Origin of the sequence: Streptomyces sp. CLV115 (assembly GCF_038448545.1) — a bacterium.
In the GTDB taxonomy this organism is placed as follows: Bacteria; Actinomycetota; Actinomycetes; order Streptomycetales; family Streptomycetaceae; genus Streptomyces; species Streptomyces sanglieri.
This window is the reverse complement of sequence record NZ_JBCEWQ010000091.1, coordinates 1-16450: the sequence shown is the minus strand read 5'-3', so window position 1 is coordinate 16450 and position 16450 is coordinate 1. Positions and strand designations below refer to the sequence as shown.

12 protein-coding genes and 3 pseudogenes are annotated in these 16450 nt (G+C 68.9%); 10 read left to right on the top strand and 5 right to left on the bottom strand.

Annotated elements, in window-relative coordinates; translation table 11 throughout:
- Positions 1–58 precede the first annotated feature (58 nt).
- From AADR41_RS26935 to AADR41_RS26920, 4 genes and pseudogenes are all read left to right on the top strand, one after another.
- Positions 59–286, top strand: a complete 228-nt coding sequence (locus AADR41_RS26935; protein ID WP_342283990.1) for a ferredoxin — start codon at positions 59–61, stop codon at positions 284–286.
- Positions 283–1653 (top strand): annotated as a pseudogene (locus AADR41_RS26930) (NAD(P)/FAD-dependent oxidoreductase); the annotation flags it as partial. The gene AADR41_RS26935 and the pseudogene AADR41_RS26930, both read left to right, overlap by 4 nt.
- Positions 1654–1893: 240 nt before the next feature.
- Complete coding sequence (locus tag AADR41_RS26925) at positions 1894–2907, top strand: cytochrome P450 (protein WP_342284007.1); 1014 nt, start codon at positions 1894–1896, stop codon at positions 2905–2907.
- A 360-nt stretch (positions 2908–3267) separates the two neighbouring features.
- Positions 3268–3987 carry a hypothetical protein gene (locus AADR41_RS26920; RefSeq protein ID WP_342283989.1) on the top strand — a complete coding sequence of 240 codons (720 nt, stop codon included), beginning with the start codon at positions 3268–3270 and terminating at the stop codon, positions 3985–3987.
- Positions 3988–4595: 608 nt separating this feature from the next.
- Here the strand turns inward: AADR41_RS26920 and AADR41_RS26915 are convergent.
- Positions 4596–6125: a PucR family transcriptional regulator gene (locus tag AADR41_RS26915; RefSeq protein ID WP_342283988.1), complete on the bottom strand. Its 1530-nt coding sequence runs from the start codon at positions 6123–6125 to the stop codon at positions 4596–4598.
- A 173-nt stretch (positions 6126–6298) separates the two neighbouring features.
- On the opposite strand from AADR41_RS26915, the gene AADR41_RS26910 reads away from it, so the two are divergent.
- Together AADR41_RS26910 and AADR41_RS26905 are read left to right on the top strand one after the other, a co-directional pair.
- Complete coding sequence (locus tag AADR41_RS26910; RefSeq protein ID WP_342283987.1) at positions 6299–7705, top strand: purine-cytosine permease family protein; 1407 nt, start codon at positions 6299–6301, stop codon at positions 7703–7705.
- On the top strand, positions 7702–8202 hold the full coding sequence (locus AADR41_RS26905) for a nucleoside deaminase (protein ID WP_342283986.1): 501 nt from the start codon (positions 7702–7704) through the stop codon (positions 8200–8202). Before AADR41_RS26910 ends, AADR41_RS26905 begins: the two co-directional genes overlap by 4 nt.
- Before the next feature lie 252 nt (positions 8203–8454).
- On the opposite strand, the gene AADR41_RS26900 is transcribed toward AADR41_RS26905, so the two are convergent.
- The gene (locus tag AADR41_RS26900) at positions 8455–11175 is read right to left on the bottom strand and encodes a cation-translocating P-type ATPase (RefSeq protein WP_342283985.1); all 2721 of its coding nucleotides are present in this window, start codon (positions 11173–11175) and stop codon (positions 8455–8457) included.
- Positions 11176–11239: 64 nt separating this feature from the next.
- On the bottom strand, positions 11240–12229 hold the full coding sequence (locus tag AADR41_RS26895) for a polyphosphate kinase 2 family protein (RefSeq protein ID WP_342283984.1): 990 nt from the start codon (positions 12227–12229) through the stop codon (positions 11240–11242).
- Between the two features lie 80 nt (positions 12230–12309).
- Between AADR41_RS26895 and AADR41_RS26890 the strand changes: the two genes are divergently transcribed.
- A complete protein-coding gene (locus AADR41_RS26890; protein ID WP_342283983.1) occupies positions 12310–12450 on the top strand; it encodes a hypothetical protein in 141 nt (46 codons plus the stop codon).
- Here AADR41_RS26890 and AADR41_RS42970 read toward each other — a convergent pair.
- Positions 12387–12626 (bottom strand): annotated as a pseudogene (locus tag AADR41_RS42970) (three-helix bundle dimerization domain-containing protein); the annotation flags it as partial. The gene AADR41_RS26890 and the pseudogene AADR41_RS42970 sit on opposite strands and share 64 nt — an antisense overlap.
- A gap of 591 nt (positions 12627–13217) precedes the next feature.
- Here AADR41_RS42970 and AADR41_RS26885 point away from each other — a divergent pair.
- From AADR41_RS26885 to AADR41_RS26875, 3 genes are all read left to right on the top strand, one after another.
- Positions 13218–13613 (top strand): hypothetical protein, encoded by a 396-nt coding sequence (locus tag AADR41_RS26885; protein WP_342283982.1) that lies wholly within the window; start codon positions 13218–13220, stop codon positions 13611–13613.
- Positions 13614–14615: 1002 nt separating this feature from the next.
- On the top strand, positions 14616–14975 hold the full coding sequence (locus AADR41_RS26880) for a hypothetical protein (protein WP_342283981.1): 360 nt from the start codon (positions 14616–14618) through the stop codon (positions 14973–14975).
- A gap of 174 nt (positions 14976–15149) precedes the next feature.
- Entirely contained in the window at positions 15150–15683 is a 534-nt protein-coding gene (locus tag AADR41_RS26875; protein WP_342283980.1) for a hypothetical protein, read from the top strand.
- A 627-nt stretch (positions 15684–16310) separates the two neighbouring features.
- On the opposite strand, the pseudogene AADR41_RS26870 reads toward AADR41_RS26875, so the two are convergent.
- A pseudogene (locus AADR41_RS26870) lies at positions 16311–16450 on the bottom strand (IS5/IS1182 family transposase); the annotation flags it as partial.

The following is a 16450-nucleotide window of genomic DNA, read 5'->3' as shown; positions in this document are numbered from 1 at the left end:
GTGCCGGAGTGACGCCGGCTTGAGGGTCTGCGGCTCCCAGCTCCCCATGGAGGCCGGGGTGAAGGTTGTCGTTGATCTTTCCCGATGTGAGGGGCATGCGCAGTGCGCGTTCCTGGCTCCGGAGGCGTTCCGGATGCACGGTGAGGAAGCGCTCATGTACGACCCGAACCCCGACAACGCCCAGCGCGACCAGGTGCTACGTGCCGCGGCGGCCTGCCCGGTCCAGGCGATCCTGGTCGACCAGCTGGAGGCGCAGCACGCACCGGCGGAAGCGTCGCCGTCATGACCAGCGCCGACAACCTGCGTGCGTTCAAGCGCGATGGCCGCATCGTGGTCGTCGGGGCTTCGCTGGCGGGGCTGCGGGCCGCGGAGGCGCTGCGAGACGAGGGTTTCAACGGATCGTTGACCATGATCGGTGACGAGTTGGGCGAGCCCTACGACCGGCCTCCCCTGTCCAAGCAAGTACTGACCGGCTGGGTGCCGGCCACGGGCATCGCTTTGCCCCGCCGTCGTGGCATCGATGCGGAGTGGCTGCTGGGCGTGCCCGCCAGCGGGCTGGACCTCGCGACGAACCACGTGCGTCTCGCCGACAAGCGCGAGGTTCCGTTCGACCGGGTGCTGATCTCTACCGGGGCACGGGCCCGGCCGTGGTTCGTCGAGTCCGAGGCGGCCCTGGACGGAGTGTTCGTCGTACGTACACGCGAGCATGCCGAGAGCCTGCAGCGGGCCCTCGCCACCGGGCCCTCCCGTGTGCTGGTCATCGGTGCGGGATTCACCGGCTCCGAGATCGCCTCCGTCTGCCGAGAGCGGGACATCCCGGTGACCGTCGCCGAACTCGCGCCGGCCCCGCTCGTCGGGGCGCTCGGCGCCGTGATCGGCGAGGTCGCGGCCGACATACAGCGCGCTCACGGCGTCGACCTGCGCTGCGGTGTCAAAGTCACCCGGCTGGAGGGCGACGCGCAGGGACGGTTCCGCCGTGCTCACTTCGACGACGGCACTACGGTCGACGCCGATGTGGCAGTGGTGGCACTCGGCAGCATCCGCAACACCGAGTGGCTGCGGGAATCGGAACTGGCGGCAGGCGTGTGGGGAATCACCTGCGACACGAACTGCCGCGCCCTCGACCTCAGCGGCCGCGTCACCGACAGTGTCTTCGCCGCGGGAGACGTGGCACGTTGCCCGAACCACCTCTACGAAAATCGGCTCATCTCGCTGGAGCACTGGGCCAACGCGGTGGAACAGGCCGAGGTCGCGGCGCACAACATGGTCAGTGCCCAGGCGGACCGTCGGCCCTACCTGTCCATCCCGCGGTTCTGGTCGATCCAATTCGGTGTCAATATCAAGTCCGTCGGAGTGCCGACCTTCGCCGACGAGGTGGTCGTCACCCAGGGATCGCTGGACGACCATCGTTTCGTCACTACATATGGCTATCGGGGCCGCGTCACGGCTGCCGTGAGCTTCAACAACGGTAAGTGGCTGCACCACTATCGACGGTTGATCGAAACGGCTGCTCCTTTCCCGCCCCCCTGCCCCACGCCGGATCAGCCGGCCGGCGTGAGACCGGTGCCCGTCGACTTCCCCTGCCCAGCCCTGCTCACGCAGGGCGCCACGGTGGTCGTCGCAGGCCATGATCCGGGTGAGCGCCGCGTCACGGCCGAGCACCGGCATCGGCAGGAGGAAGGCCGGACGACCACGACCGGAACTCCTGGCACGCTGCAACGGATCTTCGACTACTCCGCCCGGGCCGACCCCTACCCGCTGTACGCCGAGTTGCGCAAGACGCCAGTGGCGCGGCAGGAGGACGACAGCTACGTCATCAGCACCTACCGCGAGATCACGGACACACTGAATGACCCGCATCTGAGTTCCGACCTGCGCAATCTGTCACGTTCGATGCCCCCGGACGAAGAAGGGGCCACGTTGTCGTTCATCCACATGGACTCGCCCGAACACGATCGCTCGCGGCGTATGGTGATGCGCCACTTCGGCCCCCCGCACACCCCTGGGCTGGTGACCGGACTTGAAGGCTTCCTGGCTGCCACCGTCAGCAGCCTGATCGACGCTGTGGCGGGCAAGGAACAGATCGACGTCGTCGACGATTTCGCCTTCCCGCTCCCCGTAACCGTGACCTGTCACGTGCTCGGCGTGCCACGCGAGGACGAGCCAAGGTTCCACCAGTGGGTGAACGACCTCATGAACTCGATCGACTACAACCCCGAGACCGACCCGAAGGAGAAGCTGGACAAGGGCGTACAGGCCCGCAAGGATTTGTGCCAGCGCCTCGGCGAGCTGGTGGAACGGTGCCATGGCCGGCCGGGAGACGGTCTGCTGTCACGGCTGGCCAACGACGACGGGCCCGACGGGCGGATGACCGACGCCGAAATCGTCGCCACGGCCAGGCTGCTCCTCGTCGCCGGCCATGAGACCATCGTCAACCTCATCACCAACGGCATGCTGACGCTGCTGCGCCACCCGCAGGTGCTGCAACGACTGCGCAGCGAACCAGACTTGATCGTGCCTCTGGTCGAGGAACTGCTGCGCTACGAGCCCCCCGTACACATCATTCCCTGGCGGGTGGCGTACAGCGACATCACCGTCGCCGACACCGTGATCCCCAAAGGCTCGCGGATCATGCTGATGCTGGCCTCGGGCAACCGCGATCCAGACCGCTTCCACGATCCCGACCGCTTCGACCCCGATCGGCGCAACAACCAGCACCTCGGCTTCGGCAGCGGCATTCACCTGTGTTTCGGCGGCCCACTGGCCCGCAGGGAAACCCACATCGCACTGACCGAGCTGGTACGCCGACTCGATCGCCCCAGGCTGGTCGCCGACCCGCCGCCGTACCGGCGCAGCCCCGTTCTCAGGGGGCCGATCCATCTGGACATCGAGCAGGGTGACGGTTGACCCGGCAGGCAGTTGCAAGGCCGTGCCGCGGGCGGCCCGGCCGACTCTGCATCGGGCAGTCCGACTGGACCGGGCTGTCGATCCACCAGGTGATCGCTGCGCTGACATTGCTGAACCTCCGCATCAGGTTGCGCGCGGAGGGCGGGGGACTCACGTCCCCGCGTTCAGCAGCAAGACGGCGGCATCAACACCTTTAAGGTGTCTGCGCAGACTGTGCCCGGCGTCGTGCCGTCCTCTCCGTGGTCCACCTCGATCCGGCCCGGCCCGGCCGATCGACCGGCGTGAACGCCGGCCGCCCGTGCCGACGCGGCGGGCGCGGTGTATCGGCCGGACGCCGCCGACCCGCCCGGCCAGGAGGCCTTGAAGGCGAACCTTCTGCCGTGCATCCAGGTCAGCCTCAGTGCCGGACTTCTGCTGGACCGGACCCACGCCGAGGACGAAGCCCGGTGGCCGACCGCGGTGGCGCGGGAGCGGCAGGAAACCCGGCGGACGTATGCCGCACGGTGCGCCGTGGCACAAGCCCAGCAACTCGTGGAGCAGCCCGGTCCGCCGGGTGAGCACGGTGTGCCTGAGCCGACGGTGCACCAGGCCGCCGTGATGGACCTGACGGGTGCCGGCGACGAGATGGCCCCGCGGTGGCGGAACGATCCGCAGGGAGGCCGGCTGAGCGAACTGGTGGCCGGCGGCGAACTCGCCGCCGACGAGGTCCTCGGCCAGGCGGTCGACTCCGCGGTGCCGACCGGTCTGCCGGCACCGCAGGAGGCGTGCATCGCGTCCGATCCGAGCACGGCGGTGGAACTCTGCCTGAGCGCCGTCCTCCACATCGCGCTCGCGGTCACCCTGACCAGCGCAGACCTCGTCCGATCGGGAACAGGAAAGAGACCCCTTATGCCCATTGGGCCTGGCTACGACGACCCCGAGTACGACAACTACGACCCCGCCCGGCACGGCCAGAACACCCCGCTCCGGCAGTGGCTGTACGAAAAGCTCGCTGCGACAGGCCTCAGTCACGCTCACGACCTGGCCGCCGGCCAAGCCCCCCCGCCAACCGGTACAACGGCCTCGACGACACGCAACTGACCGGCAACGCCATGGTCACCGGCACGAGCGCCGACGACGTCCGCGACGCCCCACAGCCGACCTCGCCCACCGGGCGCGCGAGCAGCAGCTTCGAGACCACCCGGACATGGCCGTCCTCGACGCAGACCTGGACCGCATCAGGCAGTTCGGAAACACACCGGGCCGACGCCAGGTCCGGCTGATCAGCGCAGTGGCGGAATCCGGCGGCGATCACCCGCGGGAGTGGCCGCAGCAGACTCCCACGAGTGAACAACAGTTGCTGATCACCGCGACATCAGCGCCTGCCGGCCCCCACGCCCGTGCGGCGAGTTGAGCCGAGACCTGGACCGTCGAGTGAACCGCCCCCGCCCTCAACTGGAGCGTGTCTCCTCAATCTGCCGGCCGTTCGACCTGAGGCGCCTGTCCGGTCGGTGATCAATGATGCGACAGGGGAGCTGATCGAGCCGTTGGTGACGGCTGATCCGGTCCGTGGTCGGCGCCGGGCCGACCGTCCTCGCCCCGGTTGCTCCTCTCATTGGCAGTATCAGAGGCCGCCCCGGTGGCAAAGCTGATGGATGCCCCGCTCTTACGCGGGGTGAGAACAGTTCCCCCGAATCGTCGGGGAGGTTTCAGTCGATGGCGCAGGCGAGGTAGAGGTCGACGCGGTCGCGGGCGGTGGAGAGGTCTCGGCCGGTGAGATGTTCGATGCGGCCGATGCGGTAGTGGAGCGTGCTGACGTGGATGTGGAGAGCGGCCGCGGTGGTCCGCCAGGCGCCGTTCTCGCCCAGGAACACGGTCAGGGTGTGCACGAGGTCGGCGGCGTGTTCGGTGTCGTATGCCTCCAGGGGGCCGAGGAGGCGGTGCCGGTAGGAGGCGCGGATCTCGGCGGGGACTCCGGCGAGGAGCAGTAGGTGGGAGTCGAGTTCGGCTGCGGTGACGAGGGAGAGCCGCTGGGGGCGCAGGGCGGCGAGGCGGGCGGCGTGACGGGACTCTTCCAGGGCGCGGTCGAGGCCGGAGGCGTCCGGGGCGGTGGCGCTGAGGCCGAAGGCGATCCGGCCGCCGTCGGCGGCGGGTTCGAAGGCGGTGAGGCGGGTGCGCAGGAGCTCCGTCAGGGGTTCGCTGTCTTTCTCGTGGTGGAGTGAGACGAGGATGGTGAGTCCGTGTTCGCCGCCGGCGACGACGGCCTTGGCGCCGGTGGTCTCGTCGATGACGCTTTCGGCGAGGTCGGCGGCGAGGTCCCAGGGGCGCAGGGCGCCGCGAGTGAGGGCGGTGAGGGCGAGCAGTGGGCGGTCGGGGGAGATGCCTGCGGTGAGCAGGCGCGCGTGGACGGTGCTTGGGGGAGCGCTGCCGTCGACGAGGGCGATCAGGTCGGCGTGGAAGCGTTGTTCGGTGCGGCGGCGTTCGTCGCGGCGGGCGCCGCCAAGGGCGAGGAGTTCGGCTGTCTGTTCGGCGGTGCCGAGACTGTCCGCGCCGAGGTCGGCCGGTGTGCCGCGGATGACGAGGTGGCCGCCGCCGGCGCCGTGACGTCCTATCGGCAGCAGGGTGTGCCCGTCGGAGACGGGTGGCTGTTGTGCCCGCAGTGCCTGGACCGCCAGCTGTGTGCGGAGCGTGGCGGGCAGAGCGTCGTCGGCGCCTGCGAGGAGGCGCCCGGCGACGGAGAGTGCCCAGCAGTCGGTGTCGAGTTCGGTGGCGAGCATCGCGACCAGGCCGCCGAGGTCGGCGCCTTCGACGAGGGCGGCGACGAGCCGTCGGTGACGGCCGAGGACGTCTGCGAGTTCCCGGCCGCGTTCGCGGTTGATCCGCTCGATGACGGTGCGGGAGAGGGCCCCGTAGGAGATCTCGGACGGGGCGGCCAGGACGGGAATGCCGCGGCGCTCGCACGCCTCGACCAGCAGGGGCGGCACCTCGCCGAGGAGGAGGTCGCCGGCCACGAGGGCGGCGGCCCCGCCCTGGTCGAGGGAGGCGGCGAAGGTCTCGCAGTCGGCGGGCGTGCGGTACCAGCCTTCGCTGGTGAGGACGAGCTCGCCGCCGCCGAGGAAGGCGGCCGGTTCCAGCAGGTCGGTGGTGTAGACCCAGCGCAGCTCGCGGTCGAGCGGTACGCCCGGGGTCAGCAGCTCCAGCCGCAGCCCTGGCTCCCCGAGCAGGTCCCGTACGCGCACAGTGTCCCGCCTTCCCATTCCCGTCTCCGACGATCGTAGGAAAGGAGGGTGGATCTTCGCCACTGTTTCACAGCGATGGACGCTGCCAGAGGCCTGTTCGACGGGTGTGTACTGCCGTTGCTGCAGCACTCCGGAATCCCTGACTTCCTACGAATGATGGAAGGGGGCACGACATGACCTCAGCAGGCCCTCTCACACAGCGGCTCTCCGCCGCGGTGCGCTCCGCCACCACGGTGGAGACCTCCGGCGTCGAACCGATACCCGCCGACGACCGCGAAGGCGGACCGGGTTCGTCGTTCACGCTCTGGTTCAGCTCCAACGTCCAGTTCTCCAGCCTCACCAGCGGCATGCTCGCCACCGCCGCCTTCGGGCTCGGCTGGGCGCAGGCCCTGCTCGCGATCGTGGTCGGCAGCGCCGTGGGTGCGGCGGCCATCGGGATCACCTCGACCTTCGGCCCGCCCGAGGGCGTCGGGCTGCTTGTGCAGACCCGACTGCCGCTGGGCCGGCGGGGTGCGGCGATCCCGGCCGTGCTGGTCTTCTTCAAGGCGTGCGCGTGGTTCGCGGTCAACTCGATCCTCGGGGCCTTCGCCGTCCAGACCCTGATCGGCACCGGCTTCGGACCCGCCTTCGCCCTCGTCACCGTCGCCCAGGTGGCTATCGCGCTCGTCGGCTACGGCTTCATCCACCTGGTGCAGAAGGCGATGGCCCTCGTCCTGCCGCTGCTCTTCATCGGCGTCTCCCTCTACGGGTACACCGAGAGCGACCTCGGCTCCGGCTTCGACGCCGTCAAGGCGGGCCCGCTCGGCTTCGTCGGCGCCTTCGCCCTGGTGGTGGCCGTCCAGGCGGCGCGGGCGCTGAGCTTCTCCTCGTACGCAGCCGACTACACCCGCTACATGCCCGCGGACACCCCGCCCCGCAAGCTGTTCCTGTACGCCTTCACCGGCACCTGGCTCGGCTCGGTGTGGATCGCGAGCCTCGGCGCCGCCATCGGCACGATCGCCTTCATCGGCACCCCCACCGACCTCGTCGGCCAGGTCCTGCCCGGCGCGCTGGCCACCGTCACCATGCTCGCCCTCGGCATCTCCACGATCACCTCCAGCTGCCTGGACTGCTACTCCGGAGCCCTGGCCTGGCTGATCGCCGGGGTGCGGATGGCCCGTTGGCAGGCAGTCCTCGTTGTCGGCGGCCTCGGCAGCACGGTCGGCTGGTTCGCCGGCCAGGGCGATTACTGGAAGTCCTTCGAGAACTTCCTGATCATCCTCGGCAACTGGATCGCCCCCTGGCTCGCCGTGATGCTCGTCCAACGCTTCCTCGTCCGGGGTGTTCCCGGTGAGGACACGCCCCGCAACTTCGGGCCCGGATTCGCCGCCTGGCTGCTCGGACTGCTCGCTGCGGTCCCCTTCATGAGCCAGCCCGGCGTCTTCGAGGGCCCGATCGCCGAGAGCCACCCGGCCCTCGGCGCCTGCGCCGCGGCCGTCGCCTTCCTGACGGCCGGGCTTCTCCACTACATGCTCACCCGGAACTCCCGGACCCGAGCCACACCCCGCTCCACCGACACCTCCAAGGAGATCCACGCATGACCGCCGTCCCCGCCACGACGCCCGCGACCGACACCGACCTCGCCCGCCTCCGCGCCTCGGTGGAAATCGCCCGCCGCTCCCGCGCCGCCGGCAACCACCCCTTCGGCGCCCTCCTCGCCGGCCCCGACGGCGAGATCCTGCTCGAAGCGGAGAACACCGTCACCACCGGGCGCAACGCCACCGGACACGCCGAGACCAACCTCGTCCGCCTCTCCACCGAGAAGTACGACGCCGACTTCCTGCGCACCTGCACGCTCTACACCAGCACCGAGCCGTGCGCGATGTGCTCCGGCGCCATCTACTGGGGCAACATCGGCCGCGTCGTCTACGCGCTGGGCGAGGACGAACTCCTCGACCTGACCGGCGCCAACGAGGAGAACCCCACCATGTCCCTCCCGTGCCGCGAGGTCTTCAGGGCCGGCCAGCGCGACCTCCCGGTCGTCGGCCCGATCGACCTCCCCGAGGCCCGCGAGATCCACACGGGCTTCTGGAACTGACCTCCAGAAGCCCGACAAGCACCCTCCCGGGAGCCGTCAGGGACCTCCGGGAGGGCTCTCGGCGGGCCATACGGAAGCACCTCCGTAAAGCCCGCTGAACCCCTCCCGGGAGCCGTCAGGGACTCCCGGGAGGGCCCACCAGCCAAGGTCGCAGGCGCAATCACAACTCCCACAACTCATCCGCCACCGGCCGCTCGACAATCCCCGCCACGGCCAACATCCCACGTAACCAATCGAGATGACTTCCAAGCATCAGGTGTCTCTTGAGCGGCGGGCCAGGAACTTGCCCAGTTCCCACAGGAGCAGTAGCGCGAGGGCGGCCAGCAGCGCCCAGCCGAACTGCCGCGCGTTGATCTCGGTCGTCCCGAGGACGCGGCGGAAACCGTCCATCTGGGTCACCAGGACCGCGATTACGAACTGGGCCAGTGCCACCCAGTTCATCTGCTTGCTGTCGAAGACGGACGTCGTCAGCACCGAGTCCGTCTCGCTGCGGCACTCGAACGCGGCGACGATCAGGCAGAGGGCGAACGCGGTGAACGCGATCGACTGACCGGTCTCAGTACTGTCGAAGTGAGTCTGACCGAGCTTGATCAGTCCGAGGAGGAGGGCGGTGATCGCCACTCCGCCGAGTCCGACCGTGACCAGTACGGGCCGGGTGAGGACGGACTCCCCTCGTGGACGCGGCCTGCGTCGCATGAGTCCGGGGCTCTCCCGGTCGAAGCCGAGCGCGAAGCCAAAGGAGGCGTTGACGACGAAGTGGATCCACAGCACCTGCGGCGGGGTGAACGGCTCACCGCCGGCGATGTTGAAGACGGTGGCCCCGAGGAAGGTCAGGACGAAGGTGACGAGCAGGAGCAGGACGAATCGGATGTACTTGGTGAGGTTGTCGTAGATTCTCCGGCCCTGCTCCACGGCGTAGACGATGGTGGCGAAGCGGTCGTCGGAGAGGATCATGCGTCCGGCGTTCTTCGCCACGTCCGTGCCGCTGCCCATGGCGATACCGATGTCGGCGGCCTTGATGGCGGGCGCATCGTTGACGCCGTCCCCGGTCATCGCCACGACATCGCCCTTCCTCTTGAGGGTGTCGGCGAGCAGTACTTTGTGCTCCGGTGCGACGCGGCCAACCACACCGATGCCGTCGATGCGGGCGAGCTGCTCGTCCTCGCTCATGGCGGCGAAGTCGGCGCCGAGGACCGCCTCGCCGGGGATGCCGAGCTGCCGGGCGATCGCCGCGCCGGTGGTGACGTCGTCACCGGTCACCATGCGGACCCGGATGTGCCCCGCCTGCGCGCCGGCCACGGCTTCCTTGGCGTCCTCGCGGGGCGGATCGACCATGCCGACGAGGCTGGTCATCCGCAGCTCGGTGACGTACGCCAGGAGGTCGCCGCCCGGATCGAAGCCGGCCGGGTCCAGATCACGGGTGGCGGCGGCCATCACCCGGCGCCCCTCGCTGCCCATCCGCTCCGTCTGCGCGTCGGCGCGCGCGATCAGTTCGGCGTCCCATGGGATGTTCTCGCCCGCCGCGAGCGCGGTGGCGGCCCGCGCCGTCACCGCCGGGACCGCGCCTTTGACGAAGCACCGGACGACTTGCCGCCCGGAGAAGTCGACCGCTTGGTTGAAGGTTGCCATGAGCTTGTAGGCCGGGTCGAACGGCAGCGTGGCGAGCCGGGGAAGACCCTCCCGGGTGGCGTCGATGTCCAGTCCGGCCTTGTGTGCGAGCACCAGCAGCGCGCCCTCGGTGGGATCACCCACCACCTTGCCGTCCACCAGCTTCGCGTCGCTGGCCACCACGTACGGCACAATCGCTTCCTCGATGCCCGAGGAGGACCCCGCCGCATGGTGGATCTTCCCGTCGAGCCCGTAGCCGGTGCCCGAGACGGTGTACCGGTCGGTGGGACTCACGACTTCGACGGCGGTCATCTGGTTCATGGTCAGAGTGCCGGTCTTGTCCGAGTTGATCGCCGACGTGAACGCCAGGGTCTCGACCGACGGCAGCTCCTTGACGATGGCGTTCCGCTTCGCCAGGTTGAGGCTGCCGACGGACAGGATCGCCTGGGTCACCGTCGGCAGGGCCTCGGGGATGGCGGCGATGGCCAGCGAGACCGCACTGACGAACAACACGTCCCAGGCCTGGTCCCGCCCGCGTCCCAGGGCGAACATCACGATCATGGTCAGGGCCGCCGCCCCCGTGATCCACAGCGTCAGGGTGTTGAGTTCCCTGGTGAGCGGCGGTACCTCCTTCTCGGTGGCCGACAGCATCCCGGAGATCTTGCCGACCTCTGTTGCGGCGCCGGTCGCGGTGACGACGAGCACGCCGCTGCCGTGGGTGACCGGGGTGTTCATGAAGGCCATGTTCGTCCGGTCGCCGGGCGCCGGCCGGATGCCCGCCAGCGTGCTGGCATCCTTCGCGGCGGGGACGCTCTCGCCGGTGAGCGCCGACTCGTCGATCTGCAGAGCACTGGCCTCGATGATGCGTCCGTCCGCCGCCACCTGGTCCCCGGCGGCGATGAGCACGATGTCGCCGACCACCAGCTGTTCGGCGGGGATCTCGGCTTCCGTGCCGTCCCTGCGTACCCGTGCCGTCGCCTTCATCATCGACTGCAGCGCGTTCATCGCGCTCTCGGCCTTTCCTTCCTGGCGCAAGCCCACGACTGCGTTCAGCAGGGTCAGGACGATCAGCAGGATCGCGGTGGTCCACTCATGGATGAGCAGCGAGACGACTGCCGCGGCCACGAGGACGATCTGCATGTAACTGCGGTACTGCCTGAGGAACCGGCGCCAGGCCGCAGGCCGCTTCTCCTCGGGCAGCGAGTTCGAGCCGTGCGCGGTCAGCAGCTCCGTGGCCCGTGCCGCGGAGATACCGACCGCTGGATCGACATCGAACGCCGCTGCAACTTCCTCAGGAGCGTGCGCGTACCAGCCGTCGCCAGAAGACGGAGGCTGTTCTCCCACAGAATTCGAACGCACCGTCATCGCCCTGCCTCCGATCCCTGGCCGTGGACGCGTCCGGGCCGGTCGCGCGCCGCTCCGGCAGGTCCTAGCCGCGCTTCTTCTTCGGCCGGTCTTTCCGCCCAGCGGCCCGCGCGGCCGATGGATGCCGATCTGTGTACGGATCGGCCGGTGCCTTGGCAGGGGCCTCCTGCTCCAGGTCACGTTTGGTGACGAGTAGGTCCTTGCGTGCTTCTTCCCCGACATCGGGGTAGTGAGGATCGATGTCCATCAGGGTGTGCGCGAGGATCGCCGCCGCGCAGATCCGCGCGAACCACTTCCGGTCCGCCGGCACGACGTACCATGGCGCCCACTTCGTACTCGTGGCCGACAGCATCTCGGAGAACGCGTGCTGGTAGTCGTCCCACCGGCGCCGCTCGCGAACGTCGGCCGCGGAGAACTTCCAGTTCTTCTCCGGCCGGTCGATCCGCTTCAGGAAGCGGATGCGCTGCTCCTCCTTGGACAGGTTCAGGAAGATCTTCACCACCTTGAACCCGTTGTCCGTGAGATAGCGCTCCCAGTGGTTGATCTCCCGGTAACGACGCTGCCATATGTCCGGCCCGCGCGCGTCGTCCGGCAGTTTCTGCCGGACCAGGTTCTCGGGGTGGACGCGTACGACGAGGACCTCCTCGTAGTGCGAGCGGTTGAAGATGGCGATTTCACCGCGCGTGGGCAGGCGCTGGGCGTAGCGCCACAGGTAGTCGTGGTCGAGTTCCTCGGCGGATGGCACCTTGAAGCTGCTGACCCGGACGCCCTGGGGATTGACGCCGCTCATCACATGGCGGATTGTTCCGTCCTTGCCACCGGCATCAAGGGCCTGGAGGCACAGGAGTACGCCGTAGGTGTTCTGGGCGGCCAGCCGCTCCTGGTACTCGGCGAGCAGCGACACTCCGGTCCGGAGCAGCTCGATCCCGCCCCGCTTCTTCAGACCTGCCTTGTAGCGAGGATCGAAGTCCCGGCCAAGGCGCACCTTCGACCCCGGTTCCACGCGGAGCGGCCCGATGAAGTCCGCGATGCGCTCGGCTCTCTCGTCCGACATCACGATCAGCCCTTCTCTGGTCCGGGGTGAGCGGGGCGCGTCCCGGGGCCGCTCTGCTGTCGATGGCCTGACCGGGAGCGGTGCGGCATGCGGCACGCAGCACCCTCCGCGACCGGCGCTCGACCAGGATCGGGACGTATGCTCTGACCCTGGCCTGGTGGAACGGGTCGTACGCGGTCCTGACCGCCGCCTCGACGGTGGACGCGTCGACCAAGGGGTAGGCAACTCTCAGCCGCGCCACCACGTTCCGGATCAACACCAGTTCGTCCTGCGGGCCGGGCGGCGGGACGGTCGGAGGCCCTGCCGGATCGGTGCGCTCCACCGGCCCGGAGTGGCGGCTGAAGCCCCCGACGGGGAGGCACGCACGGACGCCAGAAGTCTGCTCTTCGACCGTCATGGCCGCATGTATCCCATCTCCCACAACCTCCAGACCGCGGAACCACACATCCCGCCACAGCCGCGGCAGGATCCCTCGCTCATTGTCTGTTCGCCCGGACAAGTTCGCCCCCTGAGACCGAGGCCGGGGCGGGAAACCGCCGAGGGAGGCGTCGGCGCCGCGGCCGGGCCGCTGATTGTGGGAACTCTTCGACTGCCACCGCATACGACCTGCCCGGCGTGGCTTCGCCCGGCGACCACGTCGTCCCCGCCGATTGACCGGCGCCCCGGACGCCTGGGCTTCGCTGCCCAGCTCAAGTTCCTGACCTGGCGCGGCCGGATTCCCCGGATACGCGTGGAGCTGCCGCCCGATGCGATCGAGCACCTCACCGACTCCGTTCCGTAGTCGGTGGTGACGGCAGGTGACGGGCGTCGTCGACTTGCGAGATGTCAACTCCCCTGTGGGAAAGGCGTTTTCAGGGCTCCCGGCGCTGGTCGTCGAGGATGTGGCGGACGACGGCGAGATGATCCGGGTCTTGGCCCGGACCCGGGACGTTCCCGCGCGAGTGCGGCTGCCGACCTGTACGGGCTGCTGCGCTCGTACTGCCGCAGAGTGGGTCGGCTCGACCTGTCGCTGATGGTGGCCGACCGGGCGCTTCGGGAGGCCGAGGATGCGGATGATCCGCTGCGGATCGCCGCTGCCCGGTGGAATCCGGGACGCGTACTGCTCTCCCGGCCGGGCCAGGAAGCGGAAGCTGCCGAGGTTGCGATGGGTGCCGCTGACGAGCTTGGCCGCACGCTCAAGACGGCCGGGGTGGCCGAAGTCCGTGGCACTCTTGAGCTGGTCGCCGTGGTGGCCGAGGCCCGAACCGGCCGTTCGTGGGCCGCCCGTGAACACCTGACCGGGAGCGTGGCGCCGCTGGCGGAGCAGGTGGGGGAGAGGGGAACACCTTCTGGACGGTGTTCGGGCGCACGAACACCGAACTGCACGCCGTTTCGGTGGACATGACCGACGGCGACGCGGTCGAGGGCTTCGCCTGGCCGACCGTGTCGATGTCAGCAAGCTCCCGTCGATGGAGCGCCGGTTCACTTTCGGCCTGGAGGTTGCCCGCTGTTACGACCCGTGCCGTGACGAACAGCTCGGCGCCGCGGCCGGACCGACCGTCATGGACCCGGCCGGCCGCACGATGTACTTCCTCGTCCCGCCGGGCACCACCCGGACCTGGGCCGTCCCCCGGACCACGGCCCTGGGCGTTGCCACCCACGTCGTCCTCCCGCCCGACCACAAACAGGCCCCGCCCGGCCCACAATGGCTGCTGACCCCAAACAGGACATTCACCAGCACCAGTGCCCTGCAGCGGGCACTCGTCACATTCCAGGGACCACGCACCAGGGCACGGCCCGACGAACTCTGCGATCTGGCACGGCTGACCTTCGGCCAGGCACAGGTACGGAACTGCGCCCTGTGCGGAGCACAGCTCCTCACGGACCGGTCACTCGGTGTATTCACCCACGACCGGGGTCTCCTCACCGAGCCGACCGAACTGCGGGCCTGCGCCCCCGTGTGCCGAACCCCCGGGACAGATGAACTGCCTGCCCCCACTGACAAGAGCGGGGAGATGGAGAAGGCGCCGCACCGGGTGAGTGGGTTCGGCGCCTCTTCTGTAGGGCGGGGGCAGGCTCGTCGGCGGAGTGCAGGCCCGACGGGCGTCTTCGCCCGCCTCTTCAGGTCCCGCCGCCTGCGCCGGCGGAGCTCGTCGGTCGTTGGGCACGGCGGGTGGGTTCCAGCGCTGCACGGGGACTGTGGCCGCGGCGAGGTGCAGACAGGCACCCAGGTCGAGGTTCACCTCACCGCAGGCGGGCGTGGCGCCGGCAGGGACGAGTCGGGTGCATCCGGCGAACTGGTCAGTAAGTCCGGTTGGTGGGGCGGTTGTTTACGTGTGTCGATACTCTCCAGTGCATGACATCCCAAGGGCGTAGTGCCGGAACCGTCTTGTGCATCGTCGTGGCCATGATCAGCTTGATCACGGCGGTGATCTTGTCGGCGGTCGCGTTGGACGCGGCCTCCAAGGTGGCCGATGAGCCACTGGGCGAACTCGGAGGCACGTCGATTCTTTTCAAGGAACCCAACTGCGAGGCTGATCGCGACGCCGCACCCACTCAGCCGTACATGAAGTGCCTCTTCGAGTACCAGTCGGCCAATCAACAGGGTGCGGCGCTTTGGGAAAGGGAGACTGTGGCACGGCAGGCCGACATCCAGACGAAGGGCAACTTGGCGATCATCTTCGGTCTGCTCGGTGTGACCTTCGCCGTCTGTGCCGTGGTGTCCAACCGCGGCCGCCGGGCCGAGCCGCAAGCCACAGTGATATGAGGCGGCCGTGCTACTGCCCCGGCGTAGTGGGGCATTAGCAGAGCCGGGCGTACGTAGGTCTGGGGGAGAGACCCGACGGGCCGCAGGTGAGCGGTGGAGTGCGTACGTGCCTTGTCATGGACCGTAGCGGATGCCGGAACGGAGTGGCGTGCGAATCGCGGTGCGGTTACCGCAGTGGCCGCACCGGCCGCCGACCCCGACGACCGGTGGGCCGGCGGCCACTCCGTCTCGGTCGACCGCACCACCCTTGCCTGGTGCACCGCCGCGCAGATACTCGTCGACCATCACACCGGCATCGACCGCCAGGTCCTTGCCGTCGATGCCCTGTTGCGCGAGCTCGGAATCCGGGGCCTCGCCCAGTCCACTTCGACCTCCGGCATCGGCGAGGACGCCACCCGGCCGACCCGCCAGGGCATCGGCCGCCCGCCGGAGTACGAGTTCGCGGGCCACGACCACATCTTCCCGGTCCGCGAGCCCCGCGATGTCGCGGCGTTCAGCGGATGGCTTGGTGCGGCGTCCAGTGTCTCGTCCATCCGCTCTGTCTCGGCACCCTGCCAGGGAACGCCATATTCCGCCGTGCGGCTCAGAGTTCGACCCTACGCACCGTTCCGCGGTCGCCTTGTGGAAGAAGAGCACTGTGAGCGAACCCCGAAGTGGGCGTGCTCAAGCGGAGGGGGGAAATCGAGCCGTTCTGGCTGGCAACTGTAAGGGGCGGGTCGGCGTCCCCAGCCGGTGAAACGGTCGACGCATGCAGCCTCCTGAGCCCATTACGGGAGCGGGCCGACGTATGCCTGTAGCGTATTCACAACTTTCGTGCGGCCGCTTCGGCACACGGTTTACGCACCATCAACGCGTGTCAAAAGGATCAGGTCACGAGCTCGAATTCTCAAGTCGCTTCGCGGGCAACGGAATCCTGCCAATGTTGGCAGCCCTGTGGCGTGGCAGCCGGAGTGAGCGCAGAGACCGGGCCTTCGCCTGCGGGTGGGTAAGGACCGTCCTGCCTTACGGGTTGCAGGGGAGCTGAGGATGAACGTGAGCGTCGCGATCACGGGGCAGGAATGGCGGATGAGCTGCGTTCCTTGCATGAGTGACTGACGGTCGAGGAGGAGCTCCGGGGCCGGGTGCGGCTGATGCAATTGCCGCGGCAGGCTCCCGGCGATGGCCAACATGGGCGCGAAAACGGGAAGCGAGTCCATGCGCCAGGTGTGGTCGCTACCGCATACGGCGACACCCGGGGCGCCCTGTTGTCCCCGAACAGCTCTGTGGCCGGCGCCCTACCCCGTCAGCACCACCGACCCCGTGCACACCCTGCGCACCTAGGCGCTGTTTCTCGGATCATGTCCGGAGCCAGATAGCGAGGGCTGCGAGTGTGACGGTGCCGAGGTAGATGTAGGCGCGCTTTTCGTAGCGGGTGGCAACAGCCCGGAAGCCTTTGAGGCGGTTGACGGCGCGTTCGACGGTGTTGCGTTTCTTGT